The organism is Arthrobacter sp. GAS37 (assembly GCF_044908325.1).
Lineage (GTDB): Bacteria > Actinomycetota > Actinomycetes > Actinomycetales > Micrococcaceae > Arthrobacter > Arthrobacter ramosus.
The window spans coordinates 52,338-75,780 of the sequence record NZ_JBIYDB010000003.1 but is presented as its reverse complement, the minus strand read 5'-3'; the positions used below and the strand labels follow the sequence as shown (position 1 = coordinate 75,780).

The window sequence follows — 23,443 nt, the reverse complement described above, 5'->3', positions numbered from 1 at the left end:
TCACTTGCGCGGATCGCCCGCGGGCTCCACATCGATGATGCGATGGATGGACAAGACTCTTTCGGTATCCCTGGCTGCGTCGAACACCCTGACGCGCCCTCCCGACACAGATACCGGAACAACGGTTTCGGTATTGGAATTCCCCAAGCCGTCCACCACGTTCATGGTGACCGCTTGCTTCAGCCGGATGGCCCTCTGCAGGGTTTCGAGTCCCAGTTGCGTTGCCGCCTCGCCGGTCACTTCGCCGTGGACCGCGCGATGGTGCCTCAGCACCGCGAGCTGGGCGTCGACGTCGTCGTCCGGTGGGGCAATGCGGGGAGCCGTGTAAACGGGGCGGACGCCGCCGGCAACCGCAGTCGTCCTCTTATAGCGCACGACGGCGGTCTCCGCCTCCTGCACGGCAGGCGAGAGTCCCAGCTCGCGCAGCACCCTCGCGGTCTCCCGGGGGCTCGCGGCGGAGGTCAGTACGGTGGGGGCAATCCGGACAAGTCCCAGGCTTGCGGCTCCCGGCTCGCGAACGAGCTCGGCGATGGCGGCCTCGTCGTCGCTTTGGATGAAACTGGGGCTGCTGGCGACGCGCAGCCGGCCGTGCCTCGAGGCGATGTCCTTGATCAAGTAGCGGAGCGGCTGGGGAACATCGGTGGCGGAGTGGGTGCGCAGGAACGCGAGGATGGTTTCCGCGTCCTGGCCGGCGTCCAACGCGCGCCGGATCGAATCTCCGGAGAAGCGGAAGATCGTGGCCGGACCCTGGCCTTCGGCGTCGGCGATCAAGAGCAGTTTTTCGCTCAGTTCAGGTGCCAGGTAACCCGGGGCGACGGCGGTCAGGTCTGCTTGGAGCAGGACATGGTTGACCGCGGCGGGCAGGTGTTCGCCGAGGATGCTGAGGGCCAGCTCGGGCTGTTCGGTGGCGATCGCAGAACCAAGCTGGGTCAGGGCGCCCGAGCCCATGAGCCCCAGGAGTTCGGCTTCGTGCAGGATGCCGCGGACAAGGGAGCTGAACCGCCGCGACATCCGGGGCTGGGCCCATTCCGCGCGTTCCATGACGGCTTCGGCGTTGAGCACGGGAGCCTTGCCGTCCGGTGCTTGTACCTCGAGGGTGAGCTCTTCGAGGATCTCCAGAATCCGTTTGCGGACCAGCGGGGCGTCAGGGCGTTGGGCCTCGGCGGACAGGGCATTGATGGAACCTGCCGGAGAGCCGGATCGCGGTGCCGTGGTGGCAGGCCCGGAGAGGGTTTGTCCCACGAGGGAAGGAGCGCGCTCGCTGGCGAGCCAGGCGTTGACCAGCCAGAGCCACTGATCCTGGCGGGGGAGCGTGAGCCATTCCACCGATGGCGGCTGCACCCAGGTGGAACTGTCCACATCGAGCCGCACCAATCCTGACAAGGCACTGAGCTCGAGGATCAGGGCGGTCTCGGACAACCCCAGGCGGAGGCTGTCGGCCAGGCGTTTGAGTTCACGCACACCTACCCCTCCGCTGCGCAGGGTAACCACCGGCTGCTCTCGGACCGCGTACAGGAGTTCACCCACCAGCCGGAGTACTTCGGCGATGGCACCCATGGCGGCATTCCGGCGCAAGGCAGCACTCGTCTGGCCCAGCTCCGGCACGGGAGGCTTCAACGTGAAGTGGTCCACGATCGCGCCGCCGCGCAGGGACAGACCGACACTGTGCGGGAGCTCAACGTGCCCGGCGTCCAAGGGGACAAGCAAACCTCGGGCCAAGAGCCAGTCCACAGGACCGACGTCGCGGCCTTCATGGAGCACGGAGGCCTTGCGCTGGGCCTGGGGAACGGCGCCCATGGCCCAACTGCCGAACTTGTTCAAAAGGGGACGCGTCCGTACGGGCGCCTCGGACAGGATGTGCTGAAGGTTCTCCGGCGTCGATGTCCAACGTTGCAGCGCCAACGCCGCGTCCATGGGCGTCGTGGCGGCCAGGATATTGGCGCCGCTCTGGTGAAGTTCGGCAACAAGATGCACCACCCGCTGGGCGAAGGCCGGTTGCAGCCGCACCAACTCGGTGTAGCTGCGGCCCAAACCGGCCGGGTAGATGCCGATGACGTCCTTGAGGCTGCCCACCGGCAAGTAGAAACGCTGACGGCCTGGATTGTGCACCGTGGCCGGCGGATCGGCCCGGTGGATGAGAGCCAGTTCCTGGAGCTTGTTCAGGATCGGCTCGAGCGCGGCAAGGGTGGCACCATTGATGCACTTCTTCAGTCCCGCCGCGGAGACGCTGTGGCCAGTGTCCGTGTTGGTGCACAGGTGGAGTGTCTCCAGTACCTGCATCTCCGGTTTGTTGAGCCGTTCCAGGGCGCGCTGCACGCTGACCCGGGCACTTGCCCGCGCCGCGAGTGCAGCGAAGTCCGGGACCACGGGGGAGATGAGGTCCGGCCGCGCGGCAAACAGGGCCCGCAGCGAATCATCGCTGCGCGCTTCCAGTTCCTTGCTGAGCGCGCGAATAAGGGACATCAGTTCAACGTTACAGCCAGCCGGGTCCGCCGTCGGGCTTTCCGGCTGCTCATTGACGACGCCGTGCCCACACAGAGTCAACCACCAACGCGGCCATCAAAATGAAGGCGAGCGGAAGCCCGTAGAGAGCGGTGGAGGTGACCCAGACCGGCGCCACGCCGTTGGCGAAGGCGACGGCCATGACGGCGGCTACGGCCGCCAGGGAAAGGACTGCGACGACTGCGGCAACGATCGTGAGCGGGCGGCGGAAGTCGTGGGGAATCATGGAAGCAACGCTAACAGTCCCGGGCCGCATCCCCTGTTCCAGGCCAGGATGCAGTCCGGTTGCGGACAAAAGACGGCGGGACCTGCCTGCGGGGTCTCAAAGCGCGAATCCGTGGCCGGGCAGGATAACCTTGAAGCAATAGACCAACACGGTCCAGGCAGTTACCCCTATTCCCGCAGTATCCTGCGGATGCGGTGGCGCGCCGGCTGTGTCTCGCAAGTAAGAACGAAGAAGGTTGATTACGTGCCCACCGGCAAGGTCAAGTGGTATGACAAGGAAAAAGGCTTCGGATTCCTCGCAGCAGAGGACGGCCAGGAAGTGTTTCTGCCCAAATCCGCACTGCCCGAAGGCGTAGCGGATCTCAAGGCGGGCACCCGGGTTGAGTTCGGCGTCGCCGACGGTCGCCGGGGCGCCCAGGCGCTTGGCCTCCGCGTGCTGGACAAGTTGCCATCCATCGCCAAAGCCAAGCGCATGAACGCCCGCGAGCTCGCTCCGGTAGTCCAGGACCTCGTCTCTGTCCTGGACAACCTCTCTGGCACGTTGTCCGCCGGTAAGTACCCTGAAGGCGCCAAGGGCAAGGCCATCGCCGCCGCCCTGCGCAAGGTTGCCGACGAGCTGGAAGCCTAAACCTGCCATGACATCGGAATCCGCTGAAGCCCGTCCTGAAGAAAACGGCACTGGTGCCGCTCCGGCAACGGCTGGTCCCGGTGCTGAGCGGAAGCCGGCAACGGCGAAACCCCGCACCGGCATTCCTGTGTGGCGAGTCGGCAAGCCGGACGCTTTCCTGGCGGCCGCCGTCGACGTCGCCCGCAACGCGGTGGAGACCATTGCCAAACCGGGTGAAATCGGACCGCATATTGCCGCGCGCTCCGAAGGCGAACGCGTGGTCACGCACCTGTTCGAATCGCGGCTGGCCGGCTACGGTGGTTGGCAGTGGTACGCCGTCGTGACCCGCAACTCGCGCTCCAAAGTGGTCACGGTCAGCGAGCTTGGCCTGCTGCCGTCGGAGGACTCCATCCTCGCGCCTGAATGGGTGCCTTGGGCAAAACGCGTCCGTCCGGAGGACGAGGCTACCGAGGCCGAAGAGTTGGCGGAGGAGGCTGGCGTAGCCGTTGACGAGGACGACGACGGCGGCCCCTCCGGTGACGGACAAGAGAACGACGACGCCGACGACATCGAGGCTGACTAGCCCTTGACGGACCCGGCGAATGAATTCCCTGAAGGTGGCAACTGATGTCCACCTTCAAATCGCTGGGTGTCCTTAACTACCGCATTTGGTTCATTGGTGCCCTCATTTCCAACGTCGGCACGTGGATGCAACGGACGGCCCAGGACTGGCTGGTCTTCGCCCATCTGAGCAACCACGATGCCGGCGCGATGGGCGTGACCTTGGCCCTCCAACTGGGTCCGCAGCTATTCCTGGCCCCGTGGGCCGGACTGCTTGCCGACCGCTACAGCCGGCGCAGCCTCCTGGTCATGACCCAATCGGCCATGGCGGTCCTGAGCACTGGCTTGGGACTCCTGGTTCTGAGCGGTGCAGCGCAGTTGTGGCATGTCTACGTGTTCGCGCTCTTGCTTGGTGTCGTCTCGGCACTTGACGCCCCGGTTCGCCAGACGTTCGTGTCGGAGCTGGTCAAGGACGACTATCTTTCCAACGCCGTTGCATTGAACAGCGCATCCTTCAACGTTGCGCGCATGATCGGTCCCGCCGTGGCCGGCGTGCTGACGGTGGCGGTGGGGCCGGGCTGGGTATTCATGATCAATACCCTGACCTTCCTCGCAATGCTTGGCGCGATCCGGGCCATTCCCCTTTCCTCTTTGCGCGTCCAACCCCGGGCCGCCGCGGGCAAGGGCCGCATCCGCGAAGGGCTTCGCTATGTCCGCAATCGCCCGGACATCGTGGTTGTCCTTGTTGCGATTTTCATCATGGGCACGTTCGGCCTGAACTTCGTCCTCTTCATCGCGGCCATGGTCGGCACGGAGTTCGGCATGGACGCGGGAGCATTCGGGCTCCTCAACTCAGTCATGGCGATCGGTTCCGTCGCAGGAGCGTTGCTTGCAGCCCGGCGCGGCCGGCCGCGGATGCGGCTCATCTTCGCCGCGGCGGGCGGGTTCGGAATAGCGAGCGGACTGGCTGCCCTGGCGCCGAATTACGCCATGTTTGCCTTGGCCCTGATTCCCTGCGGACTGTTTGCCCTGACCATGATCACGAGCGCCAACGGCTACGTGCAGTCCACCACGGAACCTGTCATGCGCGGCAGGGTCATGGCACTCTACATGGCCATCTTCATGGGTGGAACGCCCATCGGTGCACCGTTCGTCGGCTGGGTGTCCAACGTGGCCGGACCCCGATGGGCTGTGGGCGTGGCCGCCGTCGCGGGCGGCAGCACCGCCGTCGTCGGCATCGTGTGGATCATCCGCGCGCGCCGGCTGCGGCTCCGTTTCGACAGCACCGCCCGCGGCATGCGGTTCTTCCGCATTGAGTCCCAGGGCGCGGGTCCAGCCAATGGCCTTTAAAAGGGGCAGCACTGTTAAAGAGGCCAGCGCCGCCCGGGATCCCCACCCGGACGACGCCGACCAGTCCTGACCGCGGGAACGCAGCAGGCCCTTACTTCTTCAGTTCGCCCACCACGAAGTCGATGCTGGCGAGCAATGCAGAGACGTCGTCCGGCTCGATGGCAACGAAGGTAGCGATGCGCAGCTGGTTGCGGCCCAGCTTGCGGTACGGCTCGGTGTCCACGATCCCGTTGGCGCGCAGGACCTTGGCGATGGCCGCGGCGTCGATCGAATCATCGAAATCGATCGTGGCGATGACATTGGAGCGGTCCTCGGCCTTCGCGACGAACGGCGTGGCGTACTCGGAGGCCTCGGCCCAGTTGTAGATGCGGCTTGCGGAGTCCGCGGTGCGTCCGGACGCGAAGTCCAGGCCACCGCTCTTGTTGAGCCACTGGACCTGGGCATCCAATGTCACCAAGGTGGACAGGGACGGCGTGTTGTAGGTCTGGTTGAGCTTCGAGTTGTCGATAGCCGTCTGCAGGTCGAGGAAATCGGGGATCCAGCGGCCGCTTGCCTTGATGCGGGCGGCGCGCTCCAGGGCGGCGGGGGAGAAGAGGCCGAGCCACAGGCCGCCGTCGGAGGCAAAGTTCTTTTGCGGCGCGAAGTAGTAGACGTCAGCCTCGGCAACATCAACATCCAGGCCGCCGGCTGCGGACGTCGCGTCCACCAGGACCAAGGCGCCGTCGTCGCTGCCCTGGACGCGCTTGACCGGAGCGGCCACACCCGTCGAGGTTTCGTTCTGCGGCCACGCGTACACGTCCACGCCTGCCTCGGCCTGGGAAACCGGCCGGGTGCCTGGCTCGGACTTGATGATGGACGAAGCTTCAAGGAAAGGTGCCTTGTTGGTTGCCGAAGCGAACTTGGAACCGAACTCACCGAAGGAGAGATGCTGGGCCTTCTTCTCGACCAGGCCGAAGCTGGCGACATCCCAGAACGCAGTGGAGCCTCCGACGCCGAGAATCACCTCGTAGCCCTCGGGCGCACGGAAGAACTGGCTAAGTCCCTCGCGGACGGAACCCACCAGGTTCTTGACCGGAGCCTGGCGGTGGGAGGTACCGAGGATCGTTGTCGAGGCGGCGGACAGGGCCTCGATCTGCTCCGGGCGGACCTTGGAGGGCCCGGCGCCGAAGCGGCCGTCCTTGGGCAGCAAATCGGCGGGGATAGTGATGCTGTTGTCGCTCACGGGATGCTCCAATGGTGAAGTAGCGGCCTAGATGGGTCGTGGCAGGTGGCAAGCTGCCCCTTCGACTCCCCAATTCTGCCTGACGCCGGAGGCGGGGGCAGAACCGAAGGTGTCATAGTCCGCCACGTGGAAAGCATTTGTTCCGCCGGCTCTGGACGGGACAGTGGACGGGACGCTGGACCGGGCGCTGGACGGGGGCGCCGGAATTATCCGGAGTAATTCCAAATAAGCTAAGCTTGGAGCTGGCGCCCGGACCGGGACCGCCGGCGGTTCGGCCACCTGTTCGACCACTGAGGCGGCTGCGGTACGGTGGAAAATACGCAAGATACTGCGCTCGAGGAGCTGAGCTGGATGACGGATCTGATCGATACCACTGAGATGTATCTTCGGACCATTTTGGAGCTTGAAGAAGAGAACATCGTGGCTCTTCGCGCACGCATCGCCGAGCGCTTGCGGCACTCCGGCCCCACCGTTTCCCAGACGATCGGACGGATGGAGCGCGACGGCCTGGTGATTGTGTCCGATGACCGGCACCTTGAGCTGACTGAAACGGGCCGGAAACGCGCCACCGAGGTCATGCGCAAGCACAGGCTCGCCGAACGGCTCCTGGCAGATGTCATTGGACTGGACTGGGCTTACGTCCACGATGAAGCGTGCCGCTGGGAGCATGTCATGAGTGAGCGCGTGGAACGGCGGCTCTATGAGCTGCTGGACCACCCCACGGAATCGCCGTATGGCAACCCCATTCCCGGACTCGAAGCGCTGGGTGGAGTCGCCTCCCACGCCTTTACGGATGGCGTGGTCAACCTTCTCGACGCGATGAACGAATACTCACCTGAAAACCGGGTCACCGTCAGCCGCCTGGCTGAACCGATCCAGGTGGAACCGGAACTTCTGGTGCAGCTGGACGAGGGCGGAATCCGCCCCGGAGCCAGGGTTTCCCTGGAACGTGTGGGGGAGTACATCTCCGTTCGCGTGCCCAATATCGACGGCGCGCTGGAGCTGCCGCCTGAGGTAGCCTCGCACGTGTTTGTCACGGTCGCCTAGCCGGCCTGGCGAGGCGGCCAGCAAAGATAACGAAATTATTACCGCGGGGGCTTAATCCCCTATAGTTTATTACTGGCGCCGATACCAAAGCGTTACCTGATCCGAAGCCGAGTTCTGCCAGCGGATCAGGTGGATTAGTCCATTCACTGGCAGAAGCGGAGGAACCACCATCGGCTGTCGAAAGACGGCCTTGGGGTGAAGTCCGCAGCGGAAGTGCAAACAGCGCAGGGCCCCTTCGGTAGCTCTGCGCTTCGCGCCCTTCACGCGGACCGGGTCCACGATCTCTCTGGCCCGAATCCGACAGCTAACTTCGCAGGCTTGCCAGAGAGGAAAACCTTGACTACGCAGAACACCAGGGGCCGCAGGCGCGCGTCCGGTCCTACTGCTGAGCTGCGGAGCACAAGCGCCGTCGAGCACGATCGGCCCCGCGATCCCCATCGCGAACTTCGCCGCCGCAAGGGTCCTTTGCGGCAGATAGCCGAGTTCGCTGCGGCGAGCGGGGCGGGACAGAAGGCCGGAGTGGCCCTTGCCGCGACGGGCCTCATCCTGACGGTCGCCATGCCGGGCACCGGCGCCATGACGGCCACGGCCGAATCGAACCAGGCCGCCTCGGCGGTGGGCACCCAGCCTGAGATTCCGGCCGCGGCAAGCGCCACGATCGACTTCAGCCGTGCTGCGGTTTCCACCACGGCGGATCCGGACAGCAAACTCAAGCAGCTCTTGAGTGCGCAGTCCGTCGGCACCATCAAGACGTCGTCCTCCAAAGGCACCCTGGGGGCGCCGCTGGACACACTGACCACGGCCTCGCCTTTCGGCTATCGTGTGAATCCCATCACGGGCGGCTTGGGGGAGTTCCACCGGGGCCAGGACTTCGTGGCCCAGTGCGGCACCCAGGTCCATGCCGCCGCCGCCGGCAAGGTCACTTTCGCTGGCTGGCATCCGTATGGCGGCGGAAACCGCATTGTGGTGGACCACGGCAACGGCCTGGAAACCACGTACAACCATTTGTCTTCGTTCAACGTCCAGGTGGGCCAGACGGTCAGCCGCGGCGATGTCATCGCATTGAGCGGCACCACCGGCGCCTCTACGGGCTGCCACCTCCATTTTGAAGTCATGGTCAACGGCGACGTCGTTGACCCCCTGGGCTGGCTGTAGCCAATCCGATGGAAGCCTCTCGCATGCTTGTCACGCTCCGTGACCTGAATGTGACATTGAGCCAAAACTCATGTACCGTCTAAGACGCATCAACTTTTAGAGAGTTGATGCACTCGAGTGGATTGCCTAGCTCTGCCACTGCTCGAGGTTCCGTTCGCAAAACATCGTCTGGCAGAGGCGGGGGACCCACTTTTGGTCATCTTCACCGATGGCCTTGGGGTTAAGTCGCACAACTTCCGAGAGGGAGAAGTGTGGCCGGATGACTCCCATCCGAATCCGACAGCTTACCTCGCGGGCATAGGGAGAGGCCTCTTAACGTGTCTTCACGCTCTACTGTTGCGCGCCACCGTGCCGCGGTCACCAAGACCAACTCGCTTGCCGTTATCGCTAAGACTGTCGGCAGCAACGCCGGTGGCGTAGGCCGTCAGGCAGCTGTTATCGCAGCTGCTTCAGGTCTGGTGCTCACTAGCGGTATTGCAGCCAACGCTGCAGAAACCAACGTCCCTCGCGAGTCCACTTCGACCTCCGCCCTGGAAGTCCAGTCCATCGCCCAAGCCAGCATTTCGGCCGACTCCTCCGTCGCCATCAAGTACGAGCGCCCGGCGGTCTCTACCGAGGCTGCTCCGGTTGTCGCAGCTCCGGTTGCCACGCAGGAAGCTGCTCCGGCTACGCAGGCTGCAACGGGTGCCGCTACCGGCTCCTCGACGCTCTCTGTCACCGCTGCTGTTTCACCTGCAACGAAGGTTGCCAGCGGCAAGGGCGCAGCAATTGCTGCCGCAGCTTACGCACAGCTTGGCGTTGCCCAGGACTGCACCGCCCTGGCTTCGAACTCCCTGGCCGCTGTTGGGATCAACTTCCACGGCTGGCCGGCAGACTACCTCTCTCTTGGCCGTACGGTCAGCGCCGCTGAAGCGCAGCCGGGAGACTTGGTCTACTACCAGAACGGTGGCATGGGCATGGCCCACATCGCCGTTTACGTCGGCAACGGCATGGCAGTCCACGGCGGCTGGAACGGTGGCACCACCGCCCTTTACAGCGTCAATGTCGGCTCCGGCCCGGTCTTCATCCGCGTTGGTGGCTAAATAGCTCCGGTTACATAGCTTCACTGGAACATCCCCGCTGGTCCGCCCGCGGGGATGTTCTGTTTTAACCAGCATGCGCTATGTGTCCGGCACGTGAACTTTGACCGACACTGCGCTGGAACTCCGGCAAGGATTCGTTGATCTGGCCTCCGAGTGTTTACTCTTAGGTTGTCGATCCACAGCCCGTACATGCAGAGGGCAGCCGGCCCTCGCGCCCCTGACGGGTGCGGCCGTGAAGAGGTACGTGCATGCGCACACTCGTTCTGAATGCTGGATATGAACCGCTGGCGGTAGTAACCTTCCGCCGGGCGCTGGTCCTTGTGCTCACCGGAAAAGCGAGCGTAGTGGCCGAAGGCGACGAGCCTGTCGTCGGGCCGCAGGAGATTCTCGGACGTCCCTCCGTGATTCTGCTCAATCGCTACATCCGGCCGAGGTACAACACCATCACGGCGGTTACACGCCGCGGCGTCTTGCGCCGTGACGGTCACCGCTGCGCCTATTGCGGGAAAGCAGCCCACACCATTGACCACGTCCACCCCAAATCCAGGGGCGGCGCGGATTCCTGGGAAAACCTGGTGGCAGCGTGCTTGCGCTGCAACAACGCCAAGAGTGACCACACTCCAGCCGAGATGGGCTGGAAACTGAGGTTCACGCCGGCGGCGCCCACCGGGACTATCTGGCAGATCAAGGAGCTTGAGAAACCTGCGCCCGCATGGGATCCCTTCCTCCTGCCTGAATCGGCGGCCTGAACCGGAATTGAGCCTGCTTCCCGGGTAATCTGGGCGAGTGGACTTTGATGCGGTGATACTGGCGGGTGGCAAGTCCTCCCGCCTCGGCGGCGTGCCCAAAGCCCAGTTGAGGTACGACGGCGCCACCCTCCTTGAGCGTGCCGTGGCGGCCGTGCGCGGGGCCGGGAGGGTCGTCGTCGTCGGGCCGGATCCCGGCACTTTGCCGGACGGCACATTGACCGCGCGGGAGGACCCGCCCTTCGCCGGACCGGCTGCCGCGATCGCCGCCGGACTCGCCGCGCTAAAAGCGCAAGACGGCGAAGGGCAGGATGGCGAGAGCCCGTCCACTAAGCACGCGCCCTGGGTCCTCGTCCTGGCCTGCGATATGCCCCTGGCCGCCGCCGCGGTTCCGGTCCTGCTCCGGGTACTTGCCGGCCACGAAGAAGCGGAAGGGGCCATGTCCGTATCCGCCGATGGCCGGAAGCAGCCGCTGCTCGGGATCTACCGGGTATCCGCTCTGCAACGGGAGGTGCAGGCTGCGGAAGAACAGGGCGGCCTGGCCAACGCCGCGGTTTTCCGCCTGCTTGCTAGGCTTGATCTGCTGGCCGTGCCTGTCCCCGCCGGGTCCACCGATGACGTGGATACCTGGGACGATGCCGCGGCGCTTGGAGTGGACGGCGACCTGCCGTGACAACAGCTGTACCGGACAGTGGAGGCGGATCGTGAAGAGCCAGGAAGAAACGCTTGAGGAATGGTGCAGGAGCCTGCTGCAAGCATATGAGCTGGAAGACGTCGAGATCGACATCAACGAGATCCTTTCCTTGGCGGGCGTTGCAGCCCATTCAGTGGTCCGGCCGGCGGCTCCCTTGACCACCTTCATTGCGGGCTTCGCGGCCGGACTCGCTGCGGGTTCGGGACAAGCGACTGAAGCTGCGTCGATGGATGCCGCGATGGGCCTGGCACGCACGCTCGCGAAGGACTACACGAACCCCGGAACCGACGCCGGATGACCGAAGCCCCCGAGCATGTCCTGCATGCCGACCACTTGTGGGCCGAGGCGCGCCAACTTGCCTTCGATAGTGCCACGCCCATTCCCGCCGCACCCGTTGCGCTGAAGGACGCCATCGGCAGGACCTTGGCCTCGGATGTCCACGCCCTGCAAGACCTGCCGCACTACGCGTCCTCGGCGATGGATGGCTGGGCGGTCAATGGCAGCGGCCCATGGATCCTCGCGGAAGCCGGCCATCGGCTGGCCCCACACCAAGCGAGCCCGATCGCCACCGGCGGCCTGATCCCGCCGGGGGCCAAGGCCGTACTGCGGAGCGAGAGCGGGGTCCTGGCCACGGACGAAGATGGCTTACCGCTGCTCGCGCTCGGCGGGAACGCGAAGCCGGGCGAACCGCGCAACGGCCAACATATCCGCAACGCGGGAGAAGAAGCCGCGGCAGGCGAGCTGCTGATCAAGTCGGGCGTCGTCTTGAACCCGGCCCATCTCGCCCTGGCTGCCCTGGCCGGGCGTGATGAACTCGACGTGCTGGGCAAGCCCCTCGTGAAAATGCTCCTGACCGGCTCCGAAGTGGTGACCGCAGGTGTCCCGGCCCCCGGCCGGGTGAGGGATACCTTCGGTCCCCAGCTTGGCGCCGTCGTCGAACTTCTTGGCGGGATCCGCGGCGAGCAAATCAAGGTGGGCGACTCCTATGACGAGTGGCTCTCGGGCCTTGAAGAAGGCGAGCTGTCGCCGGACGCGCCTCCCGCCGACGTCGTCATCACCACCGGGGGAACCGGCCGTTCGGGCACGGACCACTTCCGGCGGGCCATCGCGGAGCTTGGCGGCCGCTTGCTGATTGATGGAATTGCGATGCGTCCGGGACATCCTGGCGTTTTGGCTGAACTGCCGGACGGGCGCTTTGTCCTGGGTCTCCCCGGCAATCCGCTCGCGGCCATGATGGTCCTCTTCACGATCGGCGCACCGCTTCTCGCTGGACTGGGGCACAGGGCGCTGCCGGAGGTCGGCGAGGTTCCTTGCGGTGCCATACTCGACGCCGACCCCGGGCGCACGCGCTTGCTTCCGTTCAGGTTCGTGTACGGCTTGGCCTCGCCGGCCCAGCATGCGGGTCCCGGGATGATGCGCGGCCTCGCCAGCGCGGACGGAATCATGGTGGTGCCACCGCACGGCGTGCAACTGGGAGAGGCAGTGCCCGCTTTTCCGTTGCCGTGGGGGCCGCCGCTTCCCCTGCCGAAGTCCTCGGAGGATAAAACCAAGAAGACTCCTGCCAAGCCAGCCCGCAAGGTTTCGTCCGGTCCGGTGGACTGGAGCGCCCTGACGGGCTGAAAGTTTCCGGTGCCGAATGGACCCGGGTGGATTAGCGAGTCAGGCCTTGCAATGATGGGGGCATGAACAGGCATGCTCCCGAGCAGGACATCAACGAAGATGACCTCCAGATCCACCCACCCAAGCGCTCCGCCGCAGGCATCAAGGCAGTCACCGTGGCATTGGAACGCGGTTGGGCCCAAGCGGGCGTCAGCCGGACCGTCAAGTCAATGCTTCGCGTCAACCAACGGGACGGCTTCGACTGTCCCGGCTGTGCCTGGCCGGAGTCCATCACCGGCAAACGCAGTCCAGCCGAGTTCTGTGAAAACGGGGCCAAGGCAATTGCCGAGGAGAGCACCACGCGCGTGGTCGACGCGGAGTTCTGGGCCCGGCACTCCCTGGCCGAGCTTGAGGACAAGACCGAATATTGGCTCGGCAGCCAAGGCCGCATTGCCGAGCCCGTTGTTATCCGCCCCGGCGACACACACTATTCGCCGATCAGCTGGACGGATGCTTTCGCCCTGATCGGCGAGCACGTGAACGCCACCACGCCGGACCGCTGCGTTTTTTACACCTCCGGGCGCACGGCCAACGAGACCGCGTTCATGTACCAGCTGTTCGCCCGCAGCCTTGGCACCAACAACCTGCCAGACTGCTCGAACATGTGCCACGAGTCTTCCGGGAGCGCCCTCAACCCGACCATCGGGATCGGCAAGGGCACAGTCTCACTGGAAGACATCCACGAAGCGCAACTTGTGCTCGTTGTAGGCCAGAATCCGGGCACGAACCACCCGCGCATGCTCTCCGCCCTGCGTGATTGCAAGAACAACGGCGGCAAGGTTGTCGCCGTCAATCCTTTGCCGGAAGCCGGGCTCCTGAACTTCAAGGATCCCCAGTCGCTCAACGGCGTGGTGGGCGGTGGCACGGACATCGCCGATGAATTCCTGCAGATCAAGGTAGGCGGCGACCTTGCCTTGTTCCAGGCGCTGGGCCACCTCCTGCTGGAGGAGGAGAAGCGGCAGCCGGGAACAGTGGTTGATCGCGCCTTCATCGACGCGCAGACCGACGGCTTCGAGGCCTACGCCGAGGCCCGGGCGGCGCTGGATTGGGTCGAGACGGAACGCGCCACGGGCTTGAGCCGCATCGAAATCACCAAGGTGGCCGGCATGCTGGCCGCGTCGAAGGGCACCATCATTTGCTGGGCGCTGGGCCTGACCCAGCAGCCCCACTCCGTGGATACCCTGCGGGAAATCATCAACCTGCTGCTCCTGCAGGGAAACTTCGGCAAGCGTGGCGCCGGCGCCTGCCCCGTCCGCGGCCACTCCAACGTGCAGGGCGACCGCACCATGGGCATCTGGGAGAAGCCTTCCGAGGGCTTCCTGGCAGCCCTGGACAAAGAGTTTGGATTCACCACGCCCCGGGCACACGGATACGACTCCGTGGAGACCCAACACGCCTTGGAGAAGGGCGAGGTGGACGTGTTCGTTTCCATGGGCGGCAACTTCGCCGCGGCAGGCTCGGACACCGTCGCGCTGGAGGAAGGGCTCAAGAGGGCCGGGCTCACGGTGCACATCTCCACCAAACCCAACCGCGCCCACGTGGTGCACGGCAAGACCTCCCTGATCCTGCCTACCCTGGGCCGAACGGACACGGACGACAAACACCCGGGCGGACGGCAGATCCTCTCCGTGGAAGACTCCATGTCCGTCATCCACACCACCCAAGGCCGCTTGACCCCGGTCTCGGAGCACTTGCTCAGCGAACCCGTCATCGTCGCACGCATGGCACAGGCGGTCCTCGGGGACAACCACCCTGTGGATTGGCGTGCTATGGCCGAGGACTACGACGTCATCCGGGACCACATCTCCAGGGTGATCCCCGGCTTCGAGGACTTCAACGCAAGGGTGCGGACCAAGAACGGCTTCGTGCTGCCCAATCCACCACGCGACACCCGCACGTTCGCCACGGACATCGGCAAGGCACGATTCACCGTGAGCCCGCTGGAGTACCTGGAAGCCCCGGCCGGCCACCTGATCCTGCAGACAGTCCGCAGCCACGACCAGTACAACACCACGTTCTACGGCTTGGACGACCGCTACCGGGGCATTTCCGAAGGCCGTCGCGTCATCCTGGTCCACGAGGACGATCTCAGCGAACTCGGCTTCGAGGACAGGGACATGGTGGACGTCATCTCCACTTTCGGCGGAACGGAACGCCGGGCGGACAAGTTCCGGCTGGTTGCCTACCCCACGGCGAAGGGTTGCGCGGCCGCGTACTTCCCGGAGGCCAACGCCTTGGTCCACCGGGAGCTCGTTGCCCGTGAATCCAACACTCCCGGCTACAAGGCCATGACTGTGCGGTTCGTCAAGCATGGGGAAGCCGCCAGGGAAGCTGCCGGGACGGTGGGTGTCTGAGATGGGGCGGGTGACCCAGCGCCGCAAGGTGCACAAATTTGTCCTGGATGGCTCCGCCCAGGCGCTGGAGCACCCGGTCCGCTACCGCGAGGACTTCCTGGCGGTTGAGGAACCGCTCGAGGTGCGCCTGGGGCACATGTCCTTCTCGGTGACCATGCGAACCCCCGGCGACGACTTCGACCTCGTGGCGGGCTTCCTGGTCTCAGAGGGCGTCATCTGGGACGCTGCCCAGCTCATTTCGCTGCGTTTCTGCGCCGGCGAGGACGAGAACGGCGTGCAGACGTTCAACGTGGTGGAAGCGCAATTGCGTCCCGACGTCGTCCTTCCGGAGACCGGCCGCAACGTCTACACCTCCAGCTCGTGCGGGATCTGCGGCACCGACTCGATCGAAGCAGTGCGCAAGTCCTCACACTTCAGCCCCGCTGGCGACCCCCTGAGCATTCCGGTCGAGGTTCTGGCCTCGCTGCCGGACCGTCTCCGCGAAGCACAGGCGGTTTTCGACAAGACCGGGGGAGTGCATGCCGCCGGCCTCTTCAGAATCCACGACGACAGCACCGGCAGTGCTGCCGAGCTACTATGCCTGCGGGAAGACGTGGGTAGGCACAACGCTGTGGACAAGGTGGTCGGCTGGGCGCTGCGCGAAGGAATGTTGCCCCTGCGCGGCACCGTCCTGCAGGTCTCCGGGAGGGCATCCTTTGAGCTGGTCCAGAAGGCGGCGCTTGCAGGAATCCCGGTTTTGGCCGCCGTCAGCGCGCCCTCCAGCCTCGCTGTGGAGCTCGCACAGGAGACCGGCCTGACCCTGGTGGGATTCAGCAGGGGGACCAGCCTGAACGTCTACGCGGGCAGTGACCGGGTGGGTGTTCCGGCGCGGGCCCACACCGGCGAGGGCCCCGGCCGCGGGCCCACGCCGGCGAGGGCCCCGGCCTGAGCTTGCGAAGGCTGGGAGCCGGTGGGGATTAGGGACTTGTAAGGATAGCCGCCAATCACTTGGCTATTGTTCAGGAACAACGTAGATTTTATCCATCGAATGGAATCCGTTTCCTCCGGACAGTGACCTTGCTTAGTAGGCTGCCCATAACGGTAAGGAAGCAATCAACCCAGCCCAGCGCTAAAGGGGACTTCAATTGCACGACGACCGCCGGATCACCGAGAAGCGGCTCGAACGTTTTGTCCGGGAGCGCATAGCCCCTGCCATCTATGGCCGCGCACTGCCTCTTGAACTGAGCAGCTGGGATGCCCCCGGAGAGCCGGTTCCGGTCTCGGAAGCACTCCGCCAGGTCTTTGAACCCCAGGAACACGGTGCTGCGTGGGGCAAGGCCTGGAGCACCAAGTGGCTGCGCCTTCGGGGCGAGGTCCCGGAGGGCTGGGGAGTTGCCGACGGCACTACGGTGGAGATCGTCGTCGATCTCGGTTTCAGCATCGACGCTCCCGGATTCCAGTGCGAAGGCATCGCCTGGCGGCCGGACGGCACCATCATCAAGGCCATCTCTCCGCGCAACCAGCACGTCCCGCTGAAGCTTCTGGGTGGCGGCCTCTCGGTGGACTTCTACGTGGAAGCCGCCGCCAATCCGGATCTCAGCCAGGGATGGACCTTCGCAGCAACCCCCCTCGGGGACAAGCGCACCTCCGGAGACGAGCCCCGCTACCGGCTCGGACGCATAGCCATAGCCGAACTCAACGAGGTGGTGTGGGAGCTCCACCAGGACATCTGGACCCTCAGCGGGCTGATGCACGAGCTGCCCTTCGAACTGCCCCGGCGGTATGAGATCCTCCGCGCCTTTGAGCGCATGCTGGACGTCATGGACCCGGACGATGTTGCAGGGACCGCAGCCGCCGGCAGGGAGGCCCTCGCCGAGGTCTTGAGCCGGCCCGCTTACGCCTCGGCCCACGAACTGCTGGCCGCCGGCCACGCCCACATTGACTCGGCCTGGCTCTGGCCGGTCCGGGAAACCATCCGCAAATGCGCCCGCACGTTCTCCAACGTTGTCGCCCTTATGGATGAGAACCCCGATTTCGTCTTCTCCTGCTCCTCGGCGCAGCAATTGGCGTGGATGAAGGAGTTCTATCCTGAGCTGTTCATCCGGATCCGGGAGAAAGTGAAGGCAGGGCAATTCGTGCCGGTTGGCGGCATGTGGGTGGAATCGGACACCAACATGCCGGGCGGGGAGGCCATGGCCCGCCAATTCGTGGAGGGCAAGGGTTTCTTCCTGGAGGAATTCGGCATCGACTGCCAGGAAGCCTGGCTCCCTGACTCGTTCGGATATTCCGGGGCCCTCCCGCAGATCGTCAAATCCGCTGGTTCCCGGTGGTTCCTGACCCAGAAGATCTCCTGGAACCAGGTGAACAAGATGCCGCACCACACGTTCAATTGGGAGGGCATCGACGGCACGAGGCTTTTCACCCATTTCCCGCCCGTGGACACCTACAACTCCGAGCTCCACGGCCGCGAACTCGCCCATGCCCAGCGCAACTACCGGGAGCACGGCCGGGGCACCATTTCGCTGGTCCCCTTCGGTTACGGCGACGGCGGTGGCGGACCAACTCGCGAAATGGTTGCCGCAGCCCACCGGACGGCGGACCTGGAAGGCTCGCCGAAGGTGCGCATGGGAACCGCGAAGGAGTTCTTCACGCAGGCCGAGGCCGAGTACCGCAATCTCCCGGTCTGGGTGGGGGAGATGTACCTTGAGCTGCACAGGGGCACTTATACGAGCCAGGCCAACACCAAGCAGGGAAACCGCCGCTCGGAGCACCTGCTCCGCGAGGCCGAGCTTTGGTGCTCGACGGCGGCAGTACGGACGGGCGGTTCGTTCACCTATCCTGCGGCGGACCTTAAACGCTTGTGGCGGCTTGTGCTGCTGCAGCAGTTCCACGACATCCTGCCGGGCAGCGCCATCGCGTGGGTCCACCAGGATGCGGAGCGGAACTATGCCGCGATCGCCCGGGAGCTGGAAGGCATCATCGCGGGTGCCGCCTCGGCCCTACTGGGCGAGGGAGAGACCATGTTCCTGCTCAATGCGGCGCCGCACGAGCGTACCGGCGTACCGGCGCTCGCCGCTGCAGAGGCGGTCCACGAGGATCGTCCAGTCAATGTCACAGAACGCGCCGGCGGCTATGTTCTGGACAACGGCATCATCCGCGCGGTGCTGGACGCCGACGGATTGCTGACCTCGCTCTCGGATTACGCAACCGGCCGCGAAGCGATTGCGCCCGGGATGTTCGGAAACCACCTTGAGCTCCACCGGGACACACCCAATGAATGGGATGCCTGGGACATCGACGAGTTTTACCGCCGGAACGTCGTCTCGGTAGTCGAGGCGCGATCGGTGACGCTGGAAAGCGCGGGCTGGGACGCCGTCGTCGTCGTGGAGCGGATTGTGGGCTCCTCCACCATCACGCAGCGCATTTCCCTCGAAGCGGGAGCGGAGTCCCTCGGCATTTCCACCACGGTGGACTGGCAGGAACACGAGAAACTCCTGAAGATCGGTTTCCCGCTGGATGTCCGTGCTGACCGTTCCGCCTCGGAGACCCAGTTCGGGCACGTGTTCCGGGCCACGCACACCAACACGTCCTGGGAAGCTGCCAAGTTCGAATTCTGCGCCCACCGCTGGATCCACGTGGCGGAGCCGGGTTACGGCGTCGCCATTTCCAATGCGTCAAGCTACGGGCATGACGTCACCCGGACCATCCGCGACGACGGCGGAACCACCACTAACGTGCGTGTGTCGCTGCTGCGGGCGCCCAAGTTCCCGGACCCCCGGGCCGACCTTGGTGTGCACGTCCTGGATCTGAGCATCCGGCCCGGCGCCAGCATCGGCGGCGCCGTGGAGGAGGGCTACCGGACCAACCTCAAACCGAGGCTGCTGGCGGGCGCGAATCCTGTGGAGCCGCTCTTCACCGTGTTCAACCAGGCGCTGGTCATCGAAGCCGTCAAGCTTGCCGAGGACGGCTCCGGAGATGTCATTGTGAGGCTTTATGAATCGCTGGGAGAACGCTCCACGGGCCTCATCACAGCCAACTTCGAATCCCGGATGGTGCAATCCGTGGACCTCCTGGAGCGCCCCGTTGAGGCTCCCGGAGTGACGCCCGGAGCGGGCGCCGCCGAATTGACCCTGCGCCCGTTCCAGTTGGTGACCTTGCGTTTCAGCCGCTGAGTTTTTGCACTCCGGTCCACCCAACTGACTCGCAGTTAACGTCGCTTAGAGTGCCCAAAACGACAACAAATGCGAGCTAGTTGGGCCTCAGACGTCGTGCTGGAGGCGCTTGACGAATTGCTTGGTGCGTTCCTCCCGCGGCTCCCGCAAGACCTCCGCGGCCGGCCCGCGTTCCACCACCACGCCGCCGTCCATGAAGATGACTTCATTGGCGACCTGGCGGGCGAAGGCGAGCTCGTGCGTCACGATCACCATGGTCCACCCTTCGTCGGCAAGTTCCTTGATGACACCCAGCACTTCACCCACGAGTTCCGGGTCCAGGGCAGAGGTGGGCTCGTCGAAGAGCAGCAGTTGGGGTTTGAGGGCCAAGGCGCGCACGATTCCCACGCGTTGTTGCTGGCCGCCCGACAATTCGAAGGGGTAGGCATCGCGTTTGTCCGCGAGGCCCACCCGGGCGAGGAGCCGCTCGGCCTCTGCCACTACTTCCGCCCGGGGGCGCTTCTGGACCTGAAGCGGTCCCTCGATGATGTTCTTGAGCACCGTCATGTGGGGGAACAGGTTGTAGTGCTGGAACACCATGGCGCTGCGGTCCCGGAGGGCGGCGATCTCGCGCTTGCCCACGGTGCCGGCGAAATCGAGGGTCAGTCCTGCGCCGGATCCGCGGACTGTACCGGCGTCGGCGTCCCCGAAGGTGACCGTGCCGGCGTCGGGCACTTCGAGACCGTTGAGCGAGCGCAGGACCGTCGTCTTTCCCGAACCGGAGGGCCCGACCAAGGCAACCACCTGGCCGCGCAGGACATCGATGTCGATGCCGCGCAGCACCTCGTTGCTGCCGAAGGCTTTGGCGAGGTCCCGGGCGGACAACACCAGCCCGGTGTTCCCCTGGGAGGCGTTGCTGGGCTCAGTGGGCGACATAGCGGTCCAATCTACGCTCCAGGGCGGACTGGCCCGTGGAGAGGACGAGGCAAATGACCCAGTAGACCAAAGCGGATTCGAGGTACAGGATCATGAATTCCTGGCTGAACGCGGCGATCTGCTGGGCGTTGCGGAAAAGCTCGGTGACCAGGATGAGTGAAGCCAGCGAGGTGTCCTTCACGAGGGAAATGAAGGTGTTGGACAGCGGGGGCACCGAGACCCTGGCCGCTTGCGGGAGGATGATCCGCACGAGTGTTTGCGCCCGCGACATTCCGATGGTGTGCCCGGCCTCCCATTGGCCCTTGGGCACGGACAGGATCGCGGCGCGGATGACCTCGGCCGCGTAGCCGCCCACATTGAGCGAAAACGCGATGATGGCGCTCGGCCATGGCTCCAGCTTCACGCCGAGGCTCGGGAGGCCATAGAAGATCACGAACAACTGCACCAGGAGGGGCGTCCCCCGGATCACGGAGACGTAGAAGCGCGCGACGGCCGAGAGCAGCCTGTTGGGGCTCAGGCGCAAGAGGGCAACGAGCAGCGCCAACGCCAGGCCAAAGGCAAATGAGGCCAGGGTCAGGGGGATGGTTCCTGTGACGGCGCCGCCGATGATTGGCCCGAAGGAACTCCAGACGAGGTCCCAGTTGAAGGTCATCTGTTTGGCCGCCGGCTACTTGGTGACGTCTGCGCCGAAGTACTTCTGGGAGATCTTGGCGAGGGTGCCGTCGGCTCGAAGGTCTGTGAGCGCTTTGTCGACTGAGGCCTTGAGTTCGGTGGATCCCTTGCGGAAGACCAGGGCGCTTTGCGTCTTGTCCGTCGTCTCCGCGGCGATCTTCAATCCGGAGTCCGGGGTGCTCTTGGCGTAGTCGAGGTAGGTCAGTTTGTCGTTGACGGTTGCGTCGACGCGGCCTTGGCGGACCAAGGTGGCGGCTTGCGCCCAGCCTTCGACGGACTGGACGTTGGCGCCTGCGTCAACTGCCATCTTGTAGAAGTTGCTGGTCAATGACTGGGCGGTGGTCTTGCCTTTGAGATCGGCGAAGCTGTTGATGGAGTTGTTGTCCGACTTGGTCACGACGACGCCATTGGAGATCGTGTACGGGGCCGAGAAGTCATACTTGGCCGTGCGCTCGGGGTTGATGGAGATCTGGTTGGCGATAGTGTCGAAGCGCTTGGAATCAAGGCCCGCGAAGATGCCATCGAACTGGGTTTCCTGGAAGGTTGCCTTTACTCCGAGCTTGCCGGCCACGGCCTGGGCGATTTCGACGTCGAAGCCCGTGAGGGGACCGGCCCCGTTCTCGTGGAAGCTGAACGGCCGGTACGTGCCTTCGGTGGCGATGACGATCTCGCCCTTGGACTTGATGGCGGACAGCGAAGTGTCTCCACCCGACGTCGACGACGGCGAGGAACCGCCGCCGCAAGCGGACAGTGCGAGCGCGACGGCGGCAAGTGTTGCGGACAGTGCGATGCGGCGAGTGGGCAGGCTCTTCATGAAAGCCATCTTAGTCACGGGACCGTACCCGGTTGCTGCGGTCGTACACGGAAGGACGCTTAAAAAGGCTGAGTGGGGGCGGTCCCCAACAGCCCGCCACCACTCATCCCCCCAAAAGTGCTCCCGCACGCGCCACGAACCTTGGAAACCCGTTCATTGATTCAAAGGTCAGGCTGCGTCGCCTTCACACATTCATAATTATGGCACGATATAATGGATTTATGAAAGAGGTTACGCGGTATGTTTTTACATTACCGTGCGCCGAGTCCGGCTGGCAACGATTTTGGACAGCCAGATGCCTCCCAATCCAATCGCAGTCGCCAAAGCGGCAGAGTAGTTGATGAGCGGCCGCAGCCACGTATTGGATAGCGGGATGAGCGGAAAGACCTGCGAAACGATCAGCAAACCGAGGCCCAGGAGCAATGTCGCGGAGGCGGCCCGGAGCAGAACCGGACCCGAGCCTCGAACGGACCGCCACATGCCCGGAATGAGGCATACGGCAACGTAGCCCGGGTAGAACCTGCCTAAGGCCGCATAAGTATCCAGGGCTGGCCCCGGGTCCAGGTCATTCAGGCCAACAGTGGAGTCCGAGGTATCCATCGAGAAGAAAAAGAAGGCTGTGAGGACCGCGGTTGCCCCCAAAACGGCCAAGCCGATGGGTCCCCGGATGGCATGTTCCCCGCCGGGTGATGCAAAGGCCCTCGCCACCTTGATGCCCATGAGCAGGAATGTTCCGTAGAGCATGAACCGAAGCAGCAGGTTACAGAGGTTGAAGTTGCCCAGCCAGGCGTCGATCAACATGTAAGGACCCTCGATGCTGAGCAGGATGTCGAGGGAAATCAGTGCGAACAGGACGAACATCATCCGGTTCTCGCCCCGGACGGCGCTGGGAATGCGAATGGCCGTCAAAATGAGGCAAATGAAGAGCGTGGCCCACGCCAACACGGTGGTCATCCCAGGTTCTCCCAGATTCTGTTGCTGTGGTCGAGCTCGTGCTCATGGCGGCGCAGGGCCTTGCCCAGGGCCTGCAGCCGCTCGCCGGCCAACAGGGCCAGTTCGCCTTCTGTCATCCTGTCCAAGGCCTCCCGCCGCGCTCCGGGGGACCATCCGGCCTCGGCCTCGGTGACAAGGCCGCTGGCCACGAGGCCTCCGGCCGGTCCGACGCCGGCCGCCCGGGACGTTGCCAAGGCCAGCTCCGGGGGCAGGCGGTTGGCTGTCAGGTGCGCCGAGAAGTTCTGCGGCGCGATCCCCGTGGCGCCGCTCACCCGGTGGCGCAGCTCGCCGTCGTCGATCGCGTCGACCCAGTTCCTGACTGAACCCGGGTGCGGGGTTTCCGCCAGGACCAAGGTCGGGACGCCGTCCCGGGGGTCTGAGCGCTCAACGACTGCACGCAGCAGATCCATGGTGGAGACCTGGCTGACGAGTTCCGCATCAGTGGGGGGAACCGGGGTCCCGCGAAGCGCCGCGTAGGCCTCGAATTGTGCCAACGCGTCGAAGGGATTCATGTCGAAGGCCCGGCTGATGCTCACGAGGGAACTCTCGGCCACCTTGCCGCGGACCAATTGCTGGGCCAGCGTGGTGCGTTTCACTCCCGAAAAGCGGCAGACATCGGCCGTGCTGGTGTTCGGGGCGATCCCGTGCAGCCAGCGTTGGAACGCCTTGGAAGGGAGGGACATGAACCACTTTC

General features: G+C 64.7%; 21 protein-coding genes and 2 riboswitches. Of the genes, 13 read left to right on the top strand and 8 right to left on the bottom strand.

The window, feature by feature from the left end:
- Both ABH924_RS04010 and ABH924_RS04005 read right to left on the bottom strand, forming a co-directional pair.
- Positions 1-2,463, bottom strand: coding sequence for a helicase-associated domain-containing protein (locus tag ABH924_RS04010; RefSeq protein ID WP_404497077.1), 2,463 nt, complete (start codon positions 2,461-2,463; stop codon positions 1-3).
- A gap of 49 nt (positions 2,464-2,512) precedes the next feature.
- The gene (locus ABH924_RS04005; protein ID WP_234751558.1) at positions 2,513-2,728 is read right to left on the bottom strand and encodes a hypothetical protein; all 216 of its coding nucleotides are present in this window, start codon (positions 2,726-2,728) and stop codon (positions 2,513-2,515) included.
- Between the two features lie 243 nt (positions 2,729-2,971).
- On the opposite strand from ABH924_RS04005, the gene ABH924_RS04000 reads away from it, so the two are divergent.
- Genes ABH924_RS04000 through ABH924_RS03990 form a run of 3 tightly spaced genes read left to right on the top strand, consistent with a single transcriptional unit; the run spans position 2,972 to position 5,245 of the window.
- The gene (locus ABH924_RS04000) at positions 2,972-3,355 is read left to right on the top strand and encodes a cold-shock protein (protein ID WP_059388199.1); all 384 of its coding nucleotides are present in this window, start codon (positions 2,972-2,974) and stop codon (positions 3,353-3,355) included.
- 7 nt (positions 3,356-3,362) lie between these two features.
- Complete coding sequence (locus ABH924_RS03995; protein WP_404497075.1) at positions 3,363-3,917, top strand: DUF3027 domain-containing protein; 555 nt, start codon at positions 3,363-3,365, stop codon at positions 3,915-3,917.
- 44 nt (positions 3,918-3,961) lie between these two features.
- Complete coding sequence (locus ABH924_RS03990; RefSeq protein WP_404497073.1) at positions 3,962-5,245, top strand: MFS transporter; 1,284 nt, start codon at positions 3,962-3,964, stop codon at positions 5,243-5,245.
- A gap of 91 nt (positions 5,246-5,336) precedes the next feature.
- Here ABH924_RS03990 and serC read toward each other — a convergent pair whose 3' ends face one another.
- On the bottom strand, positions 5,337-6,467 hold the full coding sequence (gene serC, locus ABH924_RS03985) for a phosphoserine transaminase (RefSeq protein WP_234751561.1): 1,131 nt from the start codon (positions 6,465-6,467) through the stop codon (positions 5,337-5,339).
- Between the two features lie 351 nt (positions 6,468-6,818).
- On the opposite strand from serC, the gene ABH924_RS03980 reads away from it, so the two are divergent.
- From ABH924_RS03980 to ABH924_RS03935, 10 genes are all read left to right on the top strand, one after another.
- On the top strand, positions 6,819-7,514 hold the full coding sequence (locus ABH924_RS03980; RefSeq protein WP_234751562.1) for a metal-dependent transcriptional regulator: 696 nt from the start codon (positions 6,819-6,821) through the stop codon (positions 7,512-7,514).
- Positions 7,515-7,640: 126 nt separating this feature from the next.
- Positions 7,641-7,848: riboswitch (cyclic di-AMP (ydaO/yuaA leader) on the top strand.
- Positions 7,849-7,850: 2 nt separating this feature from the next.
- The gene (locus tag ABH924_RS03975) at positions 7,851-8,669 is read left to right on the top strand and encodes a M23 family metallopeptidase (RefSeq protein WP_404497071.1); all 819 of its coding nucleotides are present in this window, start codon (positions 7,851-7,853) and stop codon (positions 8,667-8,669) included.
- 129 nt (positions 8,670-8,798) lie between these two features.
- A riboswitch (cyclic di-AMP (ydaO/yuaA leader) is annotated at positions 8,799-8,981 on the top strand.
- A 5-nt stretch (positions 8,982-8,986) separates the two neighbouring features.
- The gene (locus ABH924_RS03970) at positions 8,987-9,751 is read left to right on the top strand and encodes an NlpC/P60 family protein (protein WP_234751564.1); all 765 of its coding nucleotides are present in this window, start codon (positions 8,987-8,989) and stop codon (positions 9,749-9,751) included.
- Positions 9,752-9,999: 248 nt separating this feature from the next.
- On the top strand, positions 10,000-10,500 hold the full coding sequence (locus ABH924_RS03965) for an HNH endonuclease (RefSeq protein ID WP_028266173.1): 501 nt from the start codon (positions 10,000-10,002) through the stop codon (positions 10,498-10,500).
- Positions 10,501-10,537: 37 nt separating this feature from the next.
- The gene (locus tag ABH924_RS03960; RefSeq protein WP_404497069.1) at positions 10,538-11,170 is read left to right on the top strand and encodes a molybdenum cofactor guanylyltransferase; all 633 of its coding nucleotides are present in this window, start codon (positions 10,538-10,540) and stop codon (positions 11,168-11,170) included.
- A 31-nt stretch (positions 11,171-11,201) separates the two neighbouring features.
- Positions 11,202-11,489 carry a DUF6457 domain-containing protein gene (locus ABH924_RS03955; RefSeq protein WP_234751566.1) on the top strand — a complete coding sequence of 96 codons (288 nt, stop codon included), beginning with the start codon at positions 11,202-11,204 and terminating at the stop codon, positions 11,487-11,489.
- A complete protein-coding gene (locus ABH924_RS03950; protein WP_404497067.1) occupies positions 11,486-12,811 on the top strand; it encodes a molybdopterin molybdotransferase MoeA in 1,326 nt (441 codons plus the stop codon). Before ABH924_RS03955 ends, ABH924_RS03950 begins: the two co-directional genes overlap by 4 nt.
- A 62-nt stretch (positions 12,812-12,873) precedes the next feature.
- On the top strand, positions 12,874-15,204 hold the full coding sequence (locus tag ABH924_RS03945; protein ID WP_404497065.1) for an FdhF/YdeP family oxidoreductase: 2,331 nt from the start codon (positions 12,874-12,876) through the stop codon (positions 15,202-15,204).
- A 1-nt stretch (position 15,205) separates the two neighbouring features.
- Positions 15,206-16,132 (top strand): formate dehydrogenase accessory sulfurtransferase FdhD, encoded by a 927-nt coding sequence (gene fdhD, locus ABH924_RS03940; RefSeq protein ID WP_404497391.1) that lies wholly within the window; start codon positions 15,206-15,208, stop codon positions 16,130-16,132.
- Between the two features lie 196 nt (positions 16,133-16,328).
- Positions 16,329-19,355: an alpha-mannosidase gene (locus tag ABH924_RS03935; RefSeq protein WP_404497063.1), complete on the top strand. Its 3,027-nt coding sequence runs from the start codon at positions 16,329-16,331 to the stop codon at positions 19,353-19,355.
- 87 nt (positions 19,356-19,442) lie between these two features.
- On the opposite strand, the gene ABH924_RS03930 is transcribed toward ABH924_RS03935, so the two are convergent.
- The 5 genes from ABH924_RS03930 to ABH924_RS03910 form a co-directional block, all read right to left on the bottom strand.
- Entirely contained in the window at positions 19,443-20,270 is an 828-nt protein-coding gene (locus tag ABH924_RS03930; RefSeq protein ID WP_404497061.1) for an amino acid ABC transporter ATP-binding protein, read from the bottom strand.
- Positions 20,257-20,922 (bottom strand): amino acid ABC transporter permease, encoded by a 666-nt coding sequence (locus tag ABH924_RS03925; RefSeq protein WP_234751571.1) that lies wholly within the window; start codon positions 20,920-20,922, stop codon positions 20,257-20,259. The genes ABH924_RS03930 and ABH924_RS03925 overlap by 14 nt, the downstream gene beginning before the upstream one ends.
- A 15-nt stretch (positions 20,923-20,937) precedes the next feature.
- Positions 20,938-21,756 (bottom strand): amino acid ABC transporter substrate-binding protein, encoded by an 819-nt coding sequence (locus ABH924_RS03920; protein ID WP_404497059.1) that lies wholly within the window; start codon positions 21,754-21,756, stop codon positions 20,938-20,940.
- 246 nt (positions 21,757-22,002) lie between these two features.
- Positions 22,003-22,710, bottom strand: a complete 708-nt coding sequence (locus tag ABH924_RS03915; protein WP_404497057.1) for a hypothetical protein — start codon at positions 22,708-22,710, stop codon at positions 22,003-22,005.
- Positions 22,707-23,432 (bottom strand): hypothetical protein, encoded by a 726-nt coding sequence (locus ABH924_RS03910; RefSeq protein WP_404497056.1) that lies wholly within the window; start codon positions 23,430-23,432, stop codon positions 22,707-22,709. Before ABH924_RS03910 ends, ABH924_RS03915 begins: the two co-directional genes overlap by 4 nt.
- Positions 23,433-23,443: the final 11 nt, after the last annotated feature.

Bases quoted from the DNA above. Each gene is read 5' to 3' on its own strand.
- fdhD (WP_404497391.1), top strand. From the start codon at position 15,206: ATGGGGCGGGTGACCCAGCGCCGCAAGGTGCACAAATTTGTCCTGGAT.
- ABH924_RS03925 (WP_234751571.1), bottom strand. From the start codon at position 20,922: ATGACCTTCAACTGGGACCTCGTCTGGAGTTCCTTCGGGCCAATCATC.
- ABH924_RS03910 (WP_404497056.1), bottom strand. From the start codon at position 23,432: ATGTCCCTCCCTTCCAAGGCGTTCCAACGCTGGCTGCACGGGATCGCC.
- ABH924_RS04005 (WP_234751558.1), bottom strand. From the start codon at position 2,728: ATGATTCCCCACGACTTCCGCCGCCCGCTCACGATCGTTGCCGCAGTC.
- ABH924_RS03995 (WP_404497075.1), top strand. From the start codon at position 3,363: ATGACATCGGAATCCGCTGAAGCCCGTCCTGAAGAAAACGGCACTGGT.
- ABH924_RS03920 (WP_404497059.1), bottom strand. From the start codon at position 21,756: ATGAAGAGCCTGCCCACTCGCCGCATCGCACTGTCCGCAACACTTGCC.
- ABH924_RS03915 (WP_404497057.1), bottom strand. From the start codon at position 22,710: ATGACCACCGTGTTGGCGTGGGCCACGCTCTTCATTTGCCTCATTTTG.
- ABH924_RS03965 (WP_028266173.1), top strand. From the start codon at position 10,000: ATGCGCACACTCGTTCTGAATGCTGGATATGAACCGCTGGCGGTAGTA.
- ABH924_RS03990 (WP_404497073.1), top strand. From the start codon at position 3,962: ATGTCCACCTTCAAATCGCTGGGTGTCCTTAACTACCGCATTTGGTTC.
- ABH924_RS03950 (WP_404497067.1), top strand. From the start codon at position 11,486: ATGACCGAAGCCCCCGAGCATGTCCTGCATGCCGACCACTTGTGGGCC.
- ABH924_RS03930 (WP_404497061.1), bottom strand. From the start codon at position 20,270: ATGTCGCCCACTGAGCCCAGCAACGCCTCCCAGGGGAACACCGGGCTG.
- ABH924_RS04010 (WP_404497077.1), bottom strand. From the start codon at position 2,463: ATGTCCCTTATTCGCGCGCTCAGCAAGGAACTGGAAGCGCGCAGCGAT.
- ABH924_RS03945 (WP_404497065.1), top strand. From the start codon at position 12,874: ATGAACAGGCATGCTCCCGAGCAGGACATCAACGAAGATGACCTCCAG.
- ABH924_RS03980 (WP_234751562.1), top strand. From the start codon at position 6,819: ATGACGGATCTGATCGATACCACTGAGATGTATCTTCGGACCATTTTG.